Here is an 18,213-nt window from a genome sequence, read left to right on the forward strand (position 1 = left end):
GAAATGTAATTAATGTTTTCTTAATGTTAATGATGAAGCACTTACCCAATCCGCCAACGCGCGACGAGAGATTTTAATCCCTCCGGCTTTGAGCTCGGGCGGCAACGTCAGCCAACAAACCGGTTGCTGAAAACGGGCCAGCTTATCCTGAACCCACTCCGCAAGATTGGCATCGCCAGCATCGGTGTCATACTCGACGACCGCCACCGGACGATGACCAAACTCTTTATCTTCTAACGGGACAATAAAGGCCTGCAGAACCTGCGGATGCGCTGCAATCACGCGTTCCACTTCCTCTGGCTGTATGCCTTCCCCGCCGCTAAAAAACAGATTGTCCATGCGACCGATAATGGTTAATTTGCCGTCCTTTAACACCCCACGATCGCGGGTGGCAAACCAGCCTTCCGCGTTAACCAGAGGGGTAAGCTGCCCGTTGCGCCAGTAGCCTTGCGCCATGCTGGCCGCACGCAGCCAGACTTCGTCATCCACGATTCTGACTTCTCTGCCCGCTAAGGCTGAACCGACATCTGCCAGACCATCCGCTTCTTTCGCACAGACGGTGGAAGCGAATTCCGTCAGTCCATAACCGCACCAGCAGCGAATCCCCTGATCGCGCGCCTGCTCCGTCAACTCAACAGGAATAGCCGCGCCGCCCAGCAGCACCGCTTTGAGCGTAACCGGCGTTTTATTGACCAACAAGCGCCACAACTGAGTAGGGACCAACGATGCATGGGTGCAGCCGATCAGCATTTGTTCCAGCGGCTGCTTGTCGCGCACGGTCATTCGCGCTCCGGCAAACAACCAGCGCCATAAAATACCCTGGCCGGAGACATGAAACAGCGGCAGTGAAAGCAGCCAGTCATCTTCAGCGCCAAACGGCATTAATGACAGCACCCCCTGCGCGCTTGCCAGATGCGCCTGACAGGTGTGAACCGCCGCTTTCGGCAATCCGGTGGAACCTGAGGTTAACGTCATTGTGCTCAAGCGCTGAGGCAACCACGCGGCGGAATGTGCGCCAGGTAGCGCCTGCATCTGCAACGGATTCAGCCCCGGGAACGCGGTAGCCGCCTCCAGATCCAACGCAAAACGTAGCGTTAAGTCCGGAACCAGCGCGTCAAGCAACGACTGTGGCAACTGCGGGTTCACAGGTAAAACCCGCGCCCCACATTGCAGCAGCGCGAGCCAAGCCAGTAAGGCTCGCGGATGATTCCATGCGCGGAGCAGGACGCCATCGCCCTCTTCCACGCCCTGAGCGGCAAACCCGCAGGCCAGATGATCGACGCGCGTGCAAAGCTCACTCCAGCTTAATACTTCATCGTTGAGGCGCAGGGCTGACGCCTGCGCACGAACCTGTCGCCAGTCGCGCCAGGGCCAGTCAGTGCCCGCTAAGCTCGCGCTAGCAGGCGTTTCCCATGAGGTCATAGCAGGCGTTCCAGCGCATCAACGGCAATACACGGCAACGCGCTACCCGGCCAGGCGCGTACCTGCTGGCACTGCATCAGACTCAGCGTGTCCAGACCCGGAATGGTCTGCGGCGTCAGCCAGGCGGCAATTCTCGCCAGTTGGGTTAAGCCAAGACTCGACTCAATAGATGAACTGATAACGGCGGTGAGACCAAGCGCATGCGCTGCCGCAACCTGTTCACGCACTTTGTCGAGACTACCGGTCAGCGTCGGTTTGATAACCACAGCCTTGACACCCTCTTCGGCTTCAAAGGTGAAATCTGCTTCGCGCAGACTTTCGTCCCAGGCGATAGCGATGCCGGTTTCACGTGCGAATGCGCGTGAGTCATCGCGCGTTTTACATGGTTCTTCAAGGAAGGCGATGCGTCCACGATACTCAGGATTGACGTATTTCGCGAACTGTTGGGCTTTCAACGGCGTCCAGGCACGGTTGGCGTCAAGTCGCAGATGCAGCTCCGGAATCGCCTCCAGCAGCAGATTGGCTACCATCCCGTCGCGAACCGCTTCATACAGCCCAACCTTGATCTTGGCGACTTTTTCGCCCGGCATATCCGCCAGTTGCAGCACCAGATCGTCAGGATCGCCCGTACACAGAGGCGCAGCACGATAGTCTGCAGCCTCCGGCAGAGCGTCTGCCAGTTCGGCCAGCGCACAGCTTGCGCCAAAAGCGACAGAAGGCAGTTGTGGTAAAGAAGCATCCCCTTGCAGCCAGCCTTTCACCCAGGCCAGCAGCTCGGTTTGCGCCTCTTCCCAGCTTTCCTGACTGAAGCCTGGCAGCGGGGAGATCTCTCCCCACCCTCCACGCTCGCCGTCACGCAGACAAACATACAGCCCGTCACGCGTTTTTAACCGCCTGTCGCGCAGAATCACCCCCGCGTCCATGGGGATCTGCCAGCGGTATACCTGCGCGCTACGCATTACGGATTCCGTTTGAATTTGCTGAAGTCAGGCTGACGTTTCTGGTTAAAGGCGTTACGGCCTTCCTGACCTTCTTCCGTCATGTAGAACAGCATGGTGGCGTTACCGGCCAGCTCTTGCAGGCCTGCCTGCCCATCGCAGTCGGCGTTCAGCGCCGCTTTCAGGCAACGCAGCGCCATCGGGCTGTTTTGCAGCATCTCACGGCACCAGCGTACGGTCTCTTTCTCCAGATCTGCCAGCGGAACCACAGTGTTGACCAGGCCCATATCCAGCGCCTGTTGCGCATCGTACTGACGGCACAGGAACCAGATCTCACGCGCTTTTTTCTGACCAACGATACGGGCCATATAAGAGGCCCCCCAACCGCCGTCGAAGGAACCCACTTTCGGGCCGGTCTGACCAAAGATGGCGTTTTCCGCCGCAATGGTCAGGTCACACATCATATGCAGCACATGGCCGCCGCCAATGGAGTACCCTGCCACCATCGCCACGACCGGTTTCGGGCAGGTACGAATCTGACGCTGGAAGTCCAGCACGTTCAGGTGATGCACACCGGAGTCATCCTGATATCCGCCGTAGTCGCCACGCACTTTCTGATCGCCACCTGAGCAGAACGCTTTGTCACCCGCACCGGTCAAAATGATCACGCCGATGTTATCGTCATAGCGGGCATCCGCCAGCGCCTGGATCATCTCTTTTACGGTAACAGGACGGAAAGCATTGCGTACCTGTGGACGGTTAATGGTGATTTTGGCGATACCGTCGGTGGATTTCTCGTAGAGAATGTCGGTATAGCCTGCAGAGCAATCGTGCCATTCTACCGGTGCGTAAAGCATTGTTTCATCAGGATAGATCATAAAATGTCCTATAGTCAGCGACGCAGAATCTGAGCCAGACAGTCCACCACGCCAGCGGGGTTGTCCCGATGCGCGTTGTGTCCGGCATTACGAATCACATGGTTTGGTACTAACATTTCCGTCGCCAGCGCGCGGAATTTATCGTCACGTTCACCACATAAATAATAAAACGGAAATGTGCGCGCAGTGAGTCGCGCACGTAAATCAGGTTGTACGGCAAGCGAGGTGGCCTCCAGCATCGCCGCCAGCGTATGCCCATTATTTTGGCTACGCAGATCGACCAGCGTCTCTCTTTGCGCCGCATTCAGCGAGGAAAATACCGGCTGTTGATACCAGTCATTAAATACCTCACGCAGCGGTTCAGCGCGAAAACGCGCGGCCCAGCGGCCATCTGAAAGGCGACGTTGAACGCGCGCCTCCTCGCTTTGCAAACCAGGATGTCCACCTTCAACGACCAGACCGCAAAGTCCGGGCATCTCCTGACAGGCCGCCATCATCGCGACTCTGCCGCCAAGAGAGTAGCCCACCAGCCAGTAGCTAAGTATGTTGTAACTAAGCAAGGTGCTACGCAATAACGCACAAACATCATTGAACCCGCTCACCTTGATGTCGGCGGAACCGCCGTGTCCCGGCAGGTCGATATACAGCCGCGAATAATCCTGAAACGCTTCGCCGACCGTCTGCCATTCCCGACAGTCGCCGGAGAACCCGTGCAGGAAAACCAGCCAGGGTGATCCACTCTGGCTAACGGTCGCCTGGGCGTGCAGGATCATAGATGGCTTACCTGCGCCAGCAGTTGCTGCAGGGTTTGCGCCCCGTCAGTTTCGTTCACCACCAGCTCAATAACCGTTGCCGCAGGAGTACGCCAGGCATTTGTCAACGCGCTCTCCAGTTGCTCCCAGTTTTCTGGGCGCTGATATTTGAGGTTAAACATGGCCGCGGCATGCTCAAAGTGCACGTTCTGCGGCATCAGATAGAACCGTTCACGTTCACTTGCCGGCGTCGGCAGCAGGGAAAATATCTGCCCACCGTTATTATTGACCACTATCAGGACAAACGGCGCGGAAACCTGACGCAATAACGCCAGCGCATTGAGGTCATACAGTGCAGATAAATCACCGACGATAGCCAACGTTGATTTTGCGCTGGCGCGCTGTACGCCCGCCGCCGTTGACAGCAGACCGTCAATGCCGCTCGCGCCGCGGTTGCTATAAACTGGAAAACCAGCCGGAAGCTGCGACAGCGCATCAATCAGGCGCACGACCAGACTGTTACCCACGAACAGTTGTCCTTGTTCGGGCAGATACTCGTGAATACGATGGGCTAATTGCGCTTCACCAAACACGTCGCGACGGGCTTCCACCGCCTGCCATGCCAGTTGCGCCAGGCGCGGGATTTCCACGCACCAGGGTTGGCGTTTTTCCGCCGGGTGTAGATCCAGCCAGTCACCCACCTTCGCCACCAGCCTGCGCCCACGATGATGCGCCGGATCGAGGCGACCTTCGATATTATCGACAATCCAGTATTCCTGCGGATCGCAGCTGGCCTGCCATTGCAGGAGTCGTTTTCCGGTCAGGCTACTGCCAAGCTGCACCACTATCTGCGCCTGCTGTAACTCAGTCACCGCCTTCGCATTCCCCAACCACAGGTCAGCACATGGCAGGGGTTGTCCGGTTTGCGACAAGACATCGCCAATCAGCGGCCAACCGAGCATCTGCGCCCATTGCGCAACTTTCTTGCCCTCTTCCGCACTCATACGACCCGCGATGACTACGCCGCGCTTTTGTCGCCAGAAAAACCAGTCACGTTGTTTGTCGCTTTCCAGCCGACGCGCTTCACGTAGCCAGGGCTTGTCGTCCTGCCACCAGTCGCCGAGGCGTTGCTGCCAGGCAATCCCCGTTTCGTCCATGTCGCCATACAGCGGTTCCGCAAAGGGGCAATTAATATGAACCGCCCCGCTATGCAGCGCGGCCAGGGCATTATCAATGGTGGACACCAGCCAGCTCGCCGGAATGTCCTGCGTCGGGCGCGGTAAAGAGAGCGTTTGCGACGGATGAGAAGCAAACATGCCGACCTGACGAATCGCCTGATTAGCGCCACAGTCGATAAGTTCTGGCGGCCGGTCAGCCGTAAGTAAAATCAGTTTTTCACCGGTCAGGCCCGCTTCAATCAATGCGGGATACAGGTTCGCCACCGCCGTACCGGACGTGACAATCACGGCGACAGGCTGGCGACTCACTTTTGCCAGACCTAAAGCCAGATGCCCAAGACCACGCTCATCAAAATGGGTATGGTGGATAAAAGCAGGATTTTCCGCTGCTGCCAGCGTCAACGGTGTAGAACGAGAGCCAGGGGCAATGCAGATATGCCTGACGCCGTGGCGAGTGAGTGCTTCCAGTATGACCGCCGCCCAGCGTCGGTTAAATGCGCTTACTGACATGAGATTGTCCGGTATCAATATTGCGACACAGTATAGAGAATCGAATAAATGGATTTTTGATATGAATCGGAAATATACACGAAATCACTATCCTTCCATCTGTAATAAGGTACGTAACCCTGCCGCTTTATTGTCTATTTCTTGCCATTCTTGCTCAGGATCTGAACCACGCACGATCCCCGCGCCGGCATACAGGCGGACCACGTTGGCGTTAATTTTCGCCGAACGTAATGACACGCAGAATTCACTTTGGCGCAGAGAAAGATAACCCGCAGAACCGGCATACCACTCGCGCTCAAAGGGTTCATTTTGCCGGATGAATTCGCGCGCCAGCTCACGCGGAATGCCTGCAACTGCCGCCGTAGGCTGGAGTTGCATCAGGCAGAGCGTATCGTCGGCCTGATTCAGTTCCGTCCAGATACAACGGCGTAGATGCTGCACCTTGCGCAGTCTGAGCACCTGCGGGGGGAGCACATCAAGGGTTTGCGTACAGCCTTGCAGCCGCTGGCAAATATCCTCGACCACCAGCATATTCTCGCGCTGGTTTTTATCATCTTTCATCAACCAGTCGCCTAACTGCCAGGCGCGATGATCCTCGGCGTGATTGGCAACGGTTCCGGCCAGCGCTTCGGTGCGCAGCGCCGTGTCGCGCCGCCGATACAAACGTTCAGGGGAAGAGCCAAGAAAAGCGGAGTCGGCAGAGAATGCCATAAAGAAATGGTAGCAGTTAAGGTTCAGGCGACGGCTGGAAGCCATCACCGCAGCGGCATTCACCGACTGTGAAAACTGTAAATCTGTCGCTCGCGCCAGCACAACTTTGTCGAGTTCGTCCCCATTAATGGTGTGCGTGGCAAGCTTTATCAGATCTATCCAACCGGCTTTATCAGGCCAGTGCTGTTCTCCCGTCAAACTCAAACGCAGCGCGGGCAATGGTTTAACATTGGCCAGCGTGGAAATAAATTCAACCGCGCGTACGGCGTCTTCACGCAGCGAAACATCGCTGTAAAGGTGTAACCGTAAGCTCGCCACCCCGGCGCAGCGTCGCCATTCCAGTCGCGGTAACAACAAATTGCCGTGCCGGGGCTCGAACGCATTGAGGCCCCAGATACGCAGGTCAGGTTGATTGTCATGCTGTCGTAAAAACTGCTGAGCGGATGCCAGCGAGGAAAACGTGGCGACAGCCCCCAGCACAGCGGCTTCTTCGTCGCCGTTACGCTGCTGCCAGTAAAACTGGGGCCAGACGGGTTGACTAGCCAGCCATCCTAAAGCGTCAAACGCATCGTTCAGAGGGAAAGGTATGTCGTAAATACGAATTCCAGGTGCTGCCGGTATCTCTTGCGACAAATGACGCATCAGACCTTCCAGCGCAGTAGTGATTGATTGCACGCGGACCTCTCCCTGTTAAAAACCTCTCATTATACGGGGTACTGAACAGAAAAAGCAGTACCCCGAGTTAGGGAGTACGAACAAATGCGATGACGGAGCGGAATTTATCGCCGCGCTAACAATAATCCCATCACTAAACCGACCGTGGCGCCAACGCCAATTCCGCGCCAGGGTTTTTCATGCACATAGTCATCCGCCCGGCAAACGGCCTTTTTCGCGCGGAAATAATAATTGTCAGAAGCATGGCTGACGCGATTTCTCACCTCTTCTAACGCCCGCTCCGCCCGCGCTTTTAACTCAAGATATTTTTGATCGGCCGGATCGCCGGAAGAACGCAACACCTCTTCCAGCGTTTCGCTCAAGAGTTCCAGATCATCATCGATACGTGATTCATAAGATTGAAAAGACATTGTATTCTCCCTTTCTATTGACGTATCCGCTAACTATAGACAACCTGGACCGTTTGCGCCTGTTTAAGCCTGATGTGCCTCTCGCGCCATTCCGATGTGTGGAATCCCGTCTTCGTCATAAATATCCGTCACCGGCATAAAACCAAAGCGCGCATAAAACGGTTGCAGATGCGCCTGCGCGCCCAGATACAGCGCCTTGTGCGGCCAGTGTTGCGCACAGGACGCCAGCGTCTGGGTCATCAACTGTTGCCCCAGTTTTGCGCCGCGTAGCGCTTCGCTGACTATCACCCGGCCAATGACCACCGGCTCCAGATCGTCATCGCTTTTCAGAATCCTCGCATACGCCACCAGCTCATCATTGTGCCAGCCCAGAATGTGCCGATTTTCGCCAACCAGATCGTCGCCATCTACATCCTGATATGGACACTGTTGTTCAACAACAAACACCGCGCAGCGAAGCTGAAGAATGGCATACAGTTCTTGTGTACTCAGCTTTGCATGGTGGAGATCTTGCCAGTGAATCATTGTCTGCCCCTTTGTTGTGATAACCTGAACACCCTGCCTTAGCGATGGCGAAAAGTGTAACGCAAAGATGGAATTACTATTTTTAGGCACGTCAGCGGGAGTTCCTACCCGCTCACGCAATGTAACGGCAATTTTACTCAATCTGCAACACCCGACTCAGCCGGGGCTGTGGCTTTTCGATTGTGGCGAAGGAACACAGCATCAAATGCTCGCCACACCGTTCAATCCGGGAAAACTCGACCGTATTTTTATCAGCCACCTGCATGGCGACCACCTGTTTGGTTTACCTGGATTGCTGTGCAGTCGTTCGATGGCCGGGAACGTCAAGCCACTGACGCTTTACGGCCCAAAAGGATTACGGGAATTTACCGAAACCGCTTTGCGTCTGAGCGGTTCATGGACTGACTATCCTCTGGATATTGTGGAAATCACCGCGGGTGAAATCGTCGATGACGGCCTGCGTAAGGTAACGGCATATCCACTGGAACATCCGCTGGAATGCTATGGTTTTCGCATTGAAGAACACGACAAACCAGGTGCGCTAAACGCCAGTGCGCTGAAGGCGGCTGGTGTTAAATCCGGTCCGTGGTTCCAGGAGCTGAAAGCCGGGAAAACCATCGTCATGGAAGATGGTCGCGTAATTAACGGTGCCGACTTTCTTGCCCCGGCCACCAGGGGAAAATCCGTGGCGATTTTCGGCGATACAAGCCCTTGCGCAAGTGCCTTCGAACTGGCAAATGGCGTGGATGTGATGGTGCATGAAACTACACTGGACGCGTCAATGGAGGAGAAGGCCAATAGCCGTGGACACAGTTCAACCCGACAAGCCGCGCAACTGGCGCTTAAAGCGGGTGTCGGACGCTTGATCATGACCCACGTTAGCTCACGCTACGATGAAAAAGGCTGTCAGCGATTACTCGAAGAGTGCAGAACGCTATTCCCGGCAACAGAACTGGCTCACGATTTCGCCATTTTCACCGTTTAACGCTCTATTTTTTCGCCTCAGTGCCGATAACAGAGAAAAGGCTGGCTTTCACACTGAGGACAGGATGAACAATTTCCAGAAAGATATTGATGACAGGACCAATCTAACCCTGTCTAACCGTTTTGAACTGCTGCTGTTTCGCCTCGGCAAATCCATCGAGGAGCAGAAATCAGAGCTGTTTGGCATCAACGTATTCAAACTGCGTGAAATCGTGCCGATGCCGACGTTTACGCGTCCGGCGGGAATGAAAGCTCCACTGTTAGGTATGGTGAACATTCGCGATCAAGTGATCCCGGTGATTGACCTGCCGGCGGTGGCGGGCTGTAAACCAGAGACCGGGCTCAACATCCTGCTCATTACGGAATACGCCCGCAGCGTACAGGCGTTTGCGGTGGAGTCAGTGGAAAACATTATGCGTCTGGACTGGCAACAGGTACATACCGCCGAGAAAGCCGTCAACGGTCGCTACATCACCAGTATCGCCTGCCTGGATGACGACAAAGAGACCAACAACCTGGCGCTGGTACTCGATGTTGAACAAATTCTTTACGACATCGTACCGTCCAATCACGATTTACGCGCGACTGACCTGAAAACCAGTAAATTCAACATCACGCCGGGTGCGGTGGCGATTGTGGCAGAAGATTCGAAAGTCGCGCGCGCAATGCTGGAGAAAGGGCTTAACGCCATGGAAATCCCGCATCAGATGCATGTGACAGGTAAGGATGCGTGGGAAAAAATCCAGCAGCTTTCCGCAGAAGCGCAGGCGGAAGGCAAGCCAATCACTGAGAAGATAGCCCTGGTGCTCACCGACCTGGAAATGCCGGAGATGGACGGTTTTACGCTTACCCGGAAGATCAAGACCGACGAACGCCTGAAGAAAATCCCGGTCGTTATCCACTCCTCGCTTTCCGGTAGCGCCAATGAAGATCACGTTCGCCGGGTTAAAGCTGATGGTTATGTGGCAAAATTTGAGGTCAATGAGCTCTCTTCTGTGATTCAGGAAGTCATGGAGCGCGCAGCGAAAGACATTAGCGGTCCACTGGTGAGCCGTCAGCTTTCAGCCTGACGCCCAACCAGCCCCCCTTACTCTGCGGTTCTCCAACGAGTAAGGGAGTCGTTCCCCCACAAAATAATCTCCTTACCGTACCCTCCCTTTAATTATCATTAAAAATTGCCGCTTTTAGATATCAGCCGTTGAGTCAAAAAATAGCCTCAACAATTATCCTACATGATTTTCACATTTCTAAGCAGGCAATGACGTGGATAAACACCGTTTCATAAAAGATCTCCAAAAACATGCAAAATCCCTGGCCAAATACAAACTTAATTTAGACATCGACAATATCAAGAATACTTTAATCGCAGGCCAGCAACATATAGAGGAGAATGAACAATCTGTCACCTTAATCAATAACCTCATACCGCTCACGACAAGAGATATCACTGAAAAAGACGTAGACATTATTCTTCCTATAATTTCAGAATACTGGATGACGCTCCTGCGCTCCGCGCAATATAAGATTTTCTTTTATGGCACCCATAGTCATTATCTCAGTTTTAGTACCATTATCGCGGATTGTTTTCAGTCACAACTTGTACATCTGGACATCACCGCAGACGTTGAACACTGTATCCAGTCCATCAATCATCCGTCACCCGATAATGCAACTAAAATTCTCATCTATGATGATGAAGGAAGCCATATTTTAAGAAGAAAATTCGACTGCGCGAATATCTTCTCTTACATCTACTATAGTCCTCTACGTGTGACTTGTGGGACTAACAAAACATATGCCATGTATCTGGAACATGAATACAAAAAATATAATACACAGATTATTGATAATGTCGTTACCGGGTCGTCATATGCCTGGTGGGGTGTACCAACGCAATTGACTACCTGTACAGCCAATATGTCCGTTAAAAGTGGTGATACTGCCTTTGCCCTGGCTATCACTGAACATCTGTCTCAGAGTGGCAAGTTAAAAAACCATATTCATATCACGAGTTTTTTTGATTTACACCATGAATTGGCCAGAAGTAAAGGCACCTTTAACAGTGGTGTATTTAAGGAGCTTAAATTTTTCGCCAAAAAAAATAATATCCCATACATTCAATATGATGAAGAAATTTTCACCAGCAATCATGATGAGATATATCAACCAGCGTCAATTAGCAGTAGCATTGAAAAAAACCTGTTAAGTTTATTTATATCCGAAGCAAAGTTGATAGCCGCAATAACAGACATTGTTAACCATAAATATCTCAACTTTGACTTTCATATGTTAATTGATGAGCAAAGAAATGAAAGTTCAATGTGCGAAGAAGAAATGGACAAACTCAGCATACAGCGCGGCAGCAATCATTCCAAACTTTTTCGTCATAAGGAATCATTGAGTTCGAATTCTCGTAATATTGAGAAAATGGTCCATAATGCTGAGAAGAATAAATACGCTATATATATAGTATTTCCCCCTCAGCCACAGAAATATATAGAAAACATTAATAAAGAAATGGTCAATGAGGCTTTTTCATTTTACCAACAAATCACATTAAATAAGGAAAATATTGTACTTATCGATATGAGTGGTGACCCGGACTTTACTCGTCACGACTTTCAGGATGGCGACCACTTAAACTTTAAGGGTGCGATTAAATTTATACAGAAACTTCAGGCCTATGGCATCACAATATAGATAAAAAAAAGAGTCTGGACATTGCCCAGACTCTTTTTTGTTTACAGCATGATGTATTACATCAGCGGTGCCGCTAACTGCACAATGCTGATCAGCGGTTGCGGCCAGATACCCAGCACCAGCACCAACAGAGCAGAAATCAGCACCACGATCCCGCCCGCGCTGTACTGCCAGTTAGACGGCGCATCGCGGTTCAGCTGTTGCGGCGCGCTCAGGTACAAGCTCACGGCAACACGCAGGTAGTAGTACAAACCAATCGCGGAACCGACCACCACGGCAGCAACCAGCCACCACAGGTTAGCCTGCACACCGACCGCCAGCACGTAGAACTTACCGATAAAGCCCAGCGTCATCGGGATACCCGCCAGAGACAGCATCATTACCGTCATCACTGCCGCGAGGATCGGGCGATGCCAGAACAGACCACGGTAGGAGAACAGAGAATCGGCATCCGGGCCACGGTACGGGCTGGACATCAGGCTGACCACACCGAACGCGCCGAGGCTGCTGAACAGGTAACCGGCCAGGTAAACGCCAACCGCTTCCATCGACATCTCGCCGCTCTGCAGGGCAATCAACGCCACCAGCAGATAGCCGAGGTGAGAGATGGAGGAGTAACCGAGCAGACGCTTGATGTTGGTCTGGCTCAGCGCCATCAGGTTACCGAAGATGATGGAAGCAAAGGCGATCACGCCCAGCACGGTACGTACCGCTTCGCTGTCGCCAACCGGCGCATACAGGAACAGACGCATCACTACGCCGAAGATAGCGATTTTGCTCGCCGTCGCCAGGAAGGTGGAAACCGGAGCCGGAGCGCCCTGGTATACGTCTGGCGTCCACAGGTGGAACGGAACCAGCGAGAGTTTAAAGCCGAGGCCAACAATCATCAGACCGAAGCCCGCCAGCAGCAGCGGTTCGTGCAGCATGCCGTCGCCAAGGCTCTTACCGAGCGCAACAAACGACAGGTTGCCAGACTGCGCGTACACCAGCGCCATACCGAACAGCAGGAAGGAAGACGCTGCGGCAGACAGAATGGTGTATTTGATACTGGCTTCCAGCGAACGTTTCTGACGGAACGCGTAGCCAACCAGACCAAACAGCGGCAGAGAAATCAGTTCGATACCGAGGAACAGCGCCGCCAGATGGTTAGCATTTGCCAGCAGAATACCGCCGAGTGCAGCAATCAGCACCAGCAGGTAGAACTCTTCCCGGTTGTCGTCGTAACCTTCCAGCCACGGGTAAGCAAAGGTACAGGTGGCAAGACTCGCCAGCAGCACCAGCCCGGTATAGAGCATGGCGAAACCGTCAACCCGCATCAGCGGGGTGACGTCCATGGCGCCCGCCTGGCCAACAAACCAGAGCGAAACCAACGCGGCGTTAAGCCCAATGACCGACAGCGTGGCATTGAGGAAGTGATTGCGTCGCCACGCAATGGAGAGCATCACAACCACCACCGTCAAGCCGACGATCAGCAGCGGTAGCAGCGCAATCAGGTGTTGTGGAGTTATTGTCATGGCGATTTACGGCCTTGTAGTAGTAACGGAATTAACAAACCACTGCTGGATGTTGCTCATCGCAGAATGCGAGGTATCCAGAATCGGCTGCGGATAGAAGCCAAGCAGTACCAGAAGCACGACCAGCAACAGGATGATAAACAGCTCACGCAGCGACATCCCTGGCAGTTCTACACTGGCAATCTGGCTCTTCGCCTTACCAAAGTAAGCGCGATGGAGCATCGCCAGCGAGTATACAGAGGCAAACACCAGACCAAAGGTCGAGATCACGGTAATAACCGGAACCACCTGGTAGCTGCCGAACAGAATCATAAATTCGCCAACGAAGTTACCTGTACCCGGCATACCCAGCGTACAGACTGCGAAGAACATGGACAGCGCAGGCAACCATTTCATTTTGCCCCACAGACCACCCATCATGCGCATGTCACGCGTGTGCAGACGTTCGTACAGCTGACCACACAGGATGAACAGACCGGCTGCGGACAGACCGTGCGCAATCATCTGAATTACCGCGCCCTGGTAGGCCAGTTGGCTGCCGGTGTAGATAGCAATCAGCACGAAGCCCATGTGGGATACGGAGGTATAGGCAATCAGACGTTTGATGTCGTACTGATTAAAGGCCATCCACGCGCCGTAGAAGATACCAATTACGCCAAGCCACATGGCGATAGGCGCAAACTCCGCCGACGCGTTCGGGAACAGCGGCAGAGAGAAACGCAGCAGACCGTAGGCTGCGGTTTTCAGCAAGATCCCCGCCAGGTCAACGGAACCTGCGGTCGGAGCCTGGGAGTGCGCGTCCGGCAACCAGCCATGCAGCGGAACCACTGGCATTTTCACCGCAAAGGCGATGAAGAAGCCCAGCATCAGCAGGTATTCCACGCCATGAGACATCGGGGTATTCAGCAGCTCTTCATAGTTGAAGGTCCACACGCCGGTCGCTTTGTAGTGCACAAACACCAGCGCCAGGATGGCAATCAACATCACCAGACCACTCGCCTGGGTATAAATGAAGAACTTGGTCGCCGCCGTGATACGCGTTTTCCCGTCAGAGGCTTTATGCCCCCACAGCGCGATCAGGAAGTACATCGGCACCAGCATCATTTCCCAGAAGAAGAAGAACAGGAACATGTCGATGGCCAGGAACACGCCGATCACGCCGCCTAAGATCCACATCAGGTTCAGGTGGAAGAAGCCCTGGTATTTTTCGATTTCATTCCAGGAGCAAAGGACCGCCAGAACGCCGAGCAGGCCGGTCAGCACTACCATCAGCAGCGACAAGCCGTCGATTGCTAAATGGATAGAGATGCCAAAACGTGGGATCCACGGCAGGACAAACTCAGACTGCCACTGCGGAATACCCGCAGATTGCGTCAGTGAATAGCCGCCCTGCAACCACAGTTGCAGGCCAAGCGCCAGCGTCAGTCCCATGGTAATCAGCGCGATCCAGCGCGGCACCTTCACGCCAAAGCGTTCGGTCTGCCAGCACAGGAAGCCACCGATGAAAGGGATTAATATCAACCAAGGTAATAACATGGTGATCTTTGTTCCTTGTTTAAGTCCCGTTCAGGCTATCTCACTCGTCATAGCGAACCCCGGCTGTGCTCGCAACCCTCACGTACTTCAGTACACTCCGGTTGCTGTGCGCAGGCGGTGTCCACTCTGACTTCGCCGATAACGCCTGTCCTTTTGGACCTGATTTTCAACGAATTTTAAAAATTCTCTTTGGGTTTGTTGTGTCGGGCACAATACCAACCCTCAAACTCAACGCAGTACCATCAACAGTGCCAGCACAACGACGGCGCCAATGCTCATCGATGCCACATACCAGCGCAGATAACCGTTCTCGCTTAACAGCAGGCCTTTACCTGCAAAGCGGGAAAGGACAGCCGGAATGTTCATCATTGAGTTCAGCGGGTCGCGTTTCAGCAGCCAGGCAATGCCCAGGAACGGCTTAACGAATACTTTGTCGTACAGCCAGTCAAAGCCCCAGGCGTTATACCACCAGGTACCCAGCAGACGGCCTGGCGCACTGTTGGCAATCGACGTCACAAGCGTACGTTTACCCAGCCACAGCCATGCTGCGATCAGGATGCCCGCAATCGCGACGATACCAGAGGTAATTTCCAGCGTCATGACGCGACCATGCTCAAGTTCGGTCGTTGCAGGCAGTACTCCCTGCAGCGGCGGTACGATCAGCGCGCCAACAAAGGTGGACAGGATCATCAGCACAATCAGCGGCAGATGATGGGTAATCCCCTTCCCGGCGTGAGCGTGAATTTGTTCTTTACCGTGGAATACGATGAAAATCATTCGGAAGGTGTACAGCGAGGTCATAAACGCACCGACCAGTCCTGCAACCATCAGATTGATATGACCGTTCGCCATCGCACCGGCCAGAATCTCATCCTTACTGAAGAAGCCCGCGGTAATCAGCGGCAGAGCCGACAGCGCCGCGCCACCAATCAGGAAGCAGAGATACACCAGCGGAATAGATTTACGCAGGCCGCCCATCTTGAAGATGTTCTGTTCGTGATGACAGGCCAGGATAACCGAGCCGGACGCCAGGAACAGCAGCGCTTTAAAGAAGGCGTGAGTCATCAAGTGGAAAATCGCCGCATCCCATGCCTGAACGCCGAGCGCCAGGAACATGTAGCCAATCTGGCTCATGGTGGAGTAAGCGAGAACGCGTTTGATGTCGGTCTGTACCAGCGCGGCAAAACCTGCCAGCACCAGCGTGATCGCACCGATAATCCCCACCAGATGCAGGATTTCCGGGGTCATCAGGAACAGACCATGGGTACGTGCAATCAGGTAGACACCAGCGGTAACCATCGTCGCGGCGTGGATCAGCGCGGAGACAGGCGTCGGGCCGGCCATCGCGTCAGCAAGCCAGGTCTGCAACGGCAGCTGTGCGGATTTACCTACCGCACCACCCAGCAGCATCAGGGTCGCCCACATCAGCATGTTGTTGCCGTCGGCAAAGTGCGCAGGCGCCAGTTCAACCATTTCGCGGAAGTTCAGCGTGCCCAGCTCGTTGTAGAGGATGAACAGCGCGAAGGCGAGGAACACGTCACCGACACGGGTCACCACGAAGGCTTTCATTGCCGCAGCGCCATTCTTCGGATCGCTGTAGTAGAAACCGATCAGCAGATAGGAACACAGGCCCACGCCTTCCCAACCGAGATACATCAGCAGCAGGTTATCCGCCAGTACCAGAACCACCATGCTGGCGATAAACAGGTTGGTGTAAGCGAAGAAACGAGAGTAGCCCTCTTCTCCACGCATATACCAGGAGGCGAACATGTGGATCAGGAAACCGACGCCGGTCACCACGCTGAGCATAGTCAGCGACAGACCATCCAGCACCAGGTTAAAGCCGATGTTGAAGTCACCGACAGACATCCACGTCCACAGCGGCTGACTGTAGGCTTGTTGACCATTAGCAAAGAAGTCAACGCCAACAAACGCCGTCACCAGCGCAGCCAGGCCAATAGAGCCAACGCCCACGGTAGCGGACAGATTTTCTGACCAACGACCGCGAGAGAATGCCAGTAATACGAAGCCAATAAATGGCAGAATAATGGTTAAGGCAAGCATGTTCATCCACGCATCTCACTTACTGAATCGATGTTCAGGTTCTGGCGACGGCGATGAAGTTGCAGCAACAGCGCAAGTCCAATGCTCGCTTCCGCAGCCGCGAGGCTGATGGCGAGAATGTACATCACCTGACCATCGGTCTGGCCCCAGTAGCTTCCAGCGACCACAAAGGCCAGCGCGGAGGCGTTAATCATGATCTCCAGCCCAATCAGCATAAACAGCAGATTGCGGCGGATAACCAGACCGGTTAAGCCCAGCACGAATAAGACAGCCGCGAGGATCAGTCCATGTTGTAAGGGGATCATGCGTGCTCCTCCGTTTTTCTTTTCGCACGGTCATCGGTGCGATTGCTCAGTACTTCACCTGAACGCTCTTCGCGACCCACGTGGAAGGCCACAACCAGGCCCGCCAGCAGCAGCATCGAAGCCAGTTCGACCGCCAGTACATACGGTCCGAACAGGGAAATACCGACCGCTTTCGCACTAATTGGCGTACCGTCGATGCCCTGATCGTTAACGCCCAGAATGGCGTACACAATCACCACCAGCATGATGGCCGACAGAATCGCCGGACCAATCCACACCTGCGGTTTCAGCCATTGGCGTTCCTGTTCAATTTCAGAACCACCGAGGTTGAGCATCATTACCACGAACACGAACAGCACCATGATGGCGCCCGCGTAGACGATAATTTCCAGCGCACCGGCGAAGTAAGCGCCTAACGAGAAGAACACCCCGGAAATCGCCAGCAGCGAAATAATCAGATACAGCAGTGCGTGTACCGGATTGGTATGGGTGATCACCCGCAAGGTTGCGAGAATGGCTATCAGGCCACAGATATAAAAAGCGAACTCCATTGCCCCTCTCCTTACGGTAACAGGCTCTTGACGTCGATAGGCTTGGCTTCGTTCTCTGCTTCGCCCTTATCTTTGCCGTCGATTGCCATACCTGCCATCCGGTAGAAGTTATATTCCGGGTATTTGCCCGGACCGGAGATCAGCAGATCCTCTTTCTCGTAAACCAGGTCCTGGCGCTTGTACTCACCCAGCTCGAAATCTGGAGTCAGCTGAATAGCCGTTGTCGGACAGGCTTCTTCGCACAGACCGCAGAAAATGCAGCGTGAGAAGTTAATGCGGAAAAACTCCGGATACCAGCGGCCGTCTTTGGTCTCTGCTTTTTGCAGAGAGATACAGCCTACCGGACATGCTACCGCGCACAGGTTACAGGCAACGCAGCGCTCTTCACCGTCCGGGTCGCGGGTCAAAACGATACGACCACGAAAACGGGGCGGGAGATAGACCGGCTCTTCCGGGTACATCTGCGTTTCGCGTTTCGCGAACGCATGCAGGCCGATCATCCAGATACTGCGTACCTGGGTGCCGAAACCTACGAACAATTCTTTTAAGGTCATGGTCTT

General features: G+C 54.0%; 17 protein-coding genes. 3 read left to right on the top strand and 14 right to left on the bottom strand.

Features of this window, described 5'->3' with window-relative positions:
- Nucleotides 1-9: 9 nt before the first annotated feature.
- From menE to FOB24_RS17460, 8 genes are all read right to left on the bottom strand, one after another.
- The gene (gene menE / locus FOB24_RS17425; protein ID WP_150345238.1) at nucleotides 10-1,422 is read right to left on the bottom strand and encodes an o-succinylbenzoate--CoA ligase; all 1,413 of its coding nucleotides are present in this window, start codon (nucleotides 1,420-1,422) and stop codon (nucleotides 10-12) included.
- On the bottom strand, nucleotides 1,419-2,381 hold the full coding sequence (menC, locus tag FOB24_RS17430) for an o-succinylbenzoate synthase (protein ID WP_150345239.1): 963 nt from the start codon (nucleotides 2,379-2,381) through the stop codon (nucleotides 1,419-1,421). Before menC ends, menE begins: the two co-directional genes overlap by 4 nt.
- Nucleotides 2,381-3,238, bottom strand: a complete 858-nt coding sequence (gene menB, locus FOB24_RS17435; RefSeq protein WP_038642278.1) for a 1,4-dihydroxy-2-naphthoyl-CoA synthase — start codon at nucleotides 3,236-3,238, stop codon at nucleotides 2,381-2,383. The genes menC and menB overlap by 1 nt, the downstream gene beginning before the upstream one ends.
- A 14-nt stretch (nucleotides 3,239-3,252) precedes the next feature.
- A complete protein-coding gene (menH, locus tag FOB24_RS17440) occupies nucleotides 3,253-4,011 on the bottom strand; it encodes a 2-succinyl-6-hydroxy-2,4-cyclohexadiene-1-carboxylate synthase (protein WP_150345240.1) in 759 nt (252 codons plus the stop codon).
- On the bottom strand, nucleotides 4,008-5,678 hold the full coding sequence (gene menD / locus FOB24_RS17445) for a 2-succinyl-5-enolpyruvyl-6-hydroxy-3-cyclohexene-1-carboxylic-acid synthase (protein ID WP_150345241.1): 1,671 nt from the start codon (nucleotides 5,676-5,678) through the stop codon (nucleotides 4,008-4,010). Before menD ends, menH begins: the two co-directional genes overlap by 4 nt.
- Before the next feature lie 87 nt (nucleotides 5,679-5,765).
- Nucleotides 5,766-7,064, bottom strand: coding sequence for an isochorismate synthase MenF (menF, locus tag FOB24_RS17450; protein ID WP_150345242.1), 1,299 nt, complete (start codon nucleotides 7,062-7,064; stop codon nucleotides 5,766-5,768).
- A gap of 104 nt (nucleotides 7,065-7,168) precedes the next feature.
- Nucleotides 7,169-7,474 (bottom strand): stress response protein ElaB, encoded by a 306-nt coding sequence (gene elaB / locus FOB24_RS17455; protein WP_006683669.1) that lies wholly within the window; start codon nucleotides 7,472-7,474, stop codon nucleotides 7,169-7,171.
- Between the two features lie 63 nt (nucleotides 7,475-7,537).
- Nucleotides 7,538-7,999, bottom strand: a complete 462-nt coding sequence (locus FOB24_RS17460) for a GNAT family N-acetyltransferase (RefSeq protein WP_038642287.1) — start codon at nucleotides 7,997-7,999, stop codon at nucleotides 7,538-7,540.
- A gap of 67 nt (nucleotides 8,000-8,066) precedes the next feature.
- On the opposite strand from FOB24_RS17460, the gene rbn reads away from it, so the two are divergent.
- The 3 genes from rbn to FOB24_RS17475 all read left to right on the top strand — a co-directional run bounded on the left by rbn (nucleotide 8,067) and on the right by FOB24_RS17475 (nucleotide 11,683).
- Entirely contained in the window at nucleotides 8,067-8,984 is a 918-nt protein-coding gene (gene rbn / locus FOB24_RS17465) for a ribonuclease BN (RefSeq protein WP_150345243.1), read from the top strand.
- Between the two features lie 64 nt (nucleotides 8,985-9,048).
- The gene (locus FOB24_RS17470) at nucleotides 9,049-10,053 is read left to right on the top strand and encodes a chemotaxis protein (RefSeq protein WP_038642291.1); all 1,005 of its coding nucleotides are present in this window, start codon (nucleotides 9,049-9,051) and stop codon (nucleotides 10,051-10,053) included.
- A 193-nt stretch (nucleotides 10,054-10,246) separates the two neighbouring features.
- Nucleotides 10,247-11,683 carry a hypothetical protein gene (locus FOB24_RS17475; protein ID WP_150345244.1) on the top strand — a complete coding sequence of 479 codons (1,437 nt, stop codon included), beginning with the start codon at nucleotides 10,247-10,249 and terminating at the stop codon, nucleotides 11,681-11,683.
- Between the two features lie 56 nt (nucleotides 11,684-11,739).
- On the opposite strand, the gene nuoN is transcribed toward FOB24_RS17475, so the two are convergent.
- From nuoN to nuoI, 6 genes are all read right to left on the bottom strand, one after another.
- Nucleotides 11,740-13,197 carry an NADH-quinone oxidoreductase subunit NuoN gene (gene nuoN, locus FOB24_RS17480; RefSeq protein WP_038642295.1) on the bottom strand — a complete coding sequence of 486 codons (1,458 nt, stop codon included), beginning with the start codon at nucleotides 13,195-13,197 and terminating at the stop codon, nucleotides 11,740-11,742.
- Nucleotides 13,198-13,203: 6 nt separating this feature from the next.
- Entirely contained in the window at nucleotides 13,204-14,733 is a 1,530-nt protein-coding gene (gene nuoM, locus FOB24_RS17485) for an NADH-quinone oxidoreductase subunit M (protein WP_003027692.1), read from the bottom strand.
- A 228-nt stretch (nucleotides 14,734-14,961) separates the two neighbouring features.
- The gene (gene nuoL, locus FOB24_RS17490) at nucleotides 14,962-16,803 is read right to left on the bottom strand and encodes an NADH-quinone oxidoreductase subunit L (RefSeq protein ID WP_150345245.1); all 1,842 of its coding nucleotides are present in this window, start codon (nucleotides 16,801-16,803) and stop codon (nucleotides 14,962-14,964) included.
- Nucleotides 16,800-17,102, bottom strand: coding sequence for an NADH-quinone oxidoreductase subunit NuoK (nuoK, locus tag FOB24_RS17495; RefSeq protein ID WP_006683663.1), 303 nt, complete (start codon nucleotides 17,100-17,102; stop codon nucleotides 16,800-16,802). Before nuoK ends, nuoL begins: the two co-directional genes overlap by 4 nt.
- Complete coding sequence (gene nuoJ / locus FOB24_RS17500; RefSeq protein WP_003028059.1) at nucleotides 17,099-17,653, bottom strand: NADH-quinone oxidoreductase subunit J; 555 nt, start codon at nucleotides 17,651-17,653, stop codon at nucleotides 17,099-17,101. Before nuoJ ends, nuoK begins: the two co-directional genes overlap by 4 nt.
- A gap of 11 nt (nucleotides 17,654-17,664) precedes the next feature.
- Nucleotides 17,665-18,207 carry an NADH-quinone oxidoreductase subunit NuoI gene (gene nuoI, locus FOB24_RS17505; RefSeq protein ID WP_003028062.1) on the bottom strand — a complete coding sequence of 181 codons (543 nt, stop codon included), beginning with the start codon at nucleotides 18,205-18,207 and terminating at the stop codon, nucleotides 17,665-17,667.
- Between the last annotated feature and the right edge of the window lie 6 nt (nucleotides 18,208-18,213).

The organism is Citrobacter werkmanii, assembly GCF_008693645.1.
In the GTDB taxonomy this organism is placed as follows: Bacteria; Pseudomonadota; Gammaproteobacteria; order Enterobacterales; family Enterobacteriaceae; genus Citrobacter; species Citrobacter werkmanii.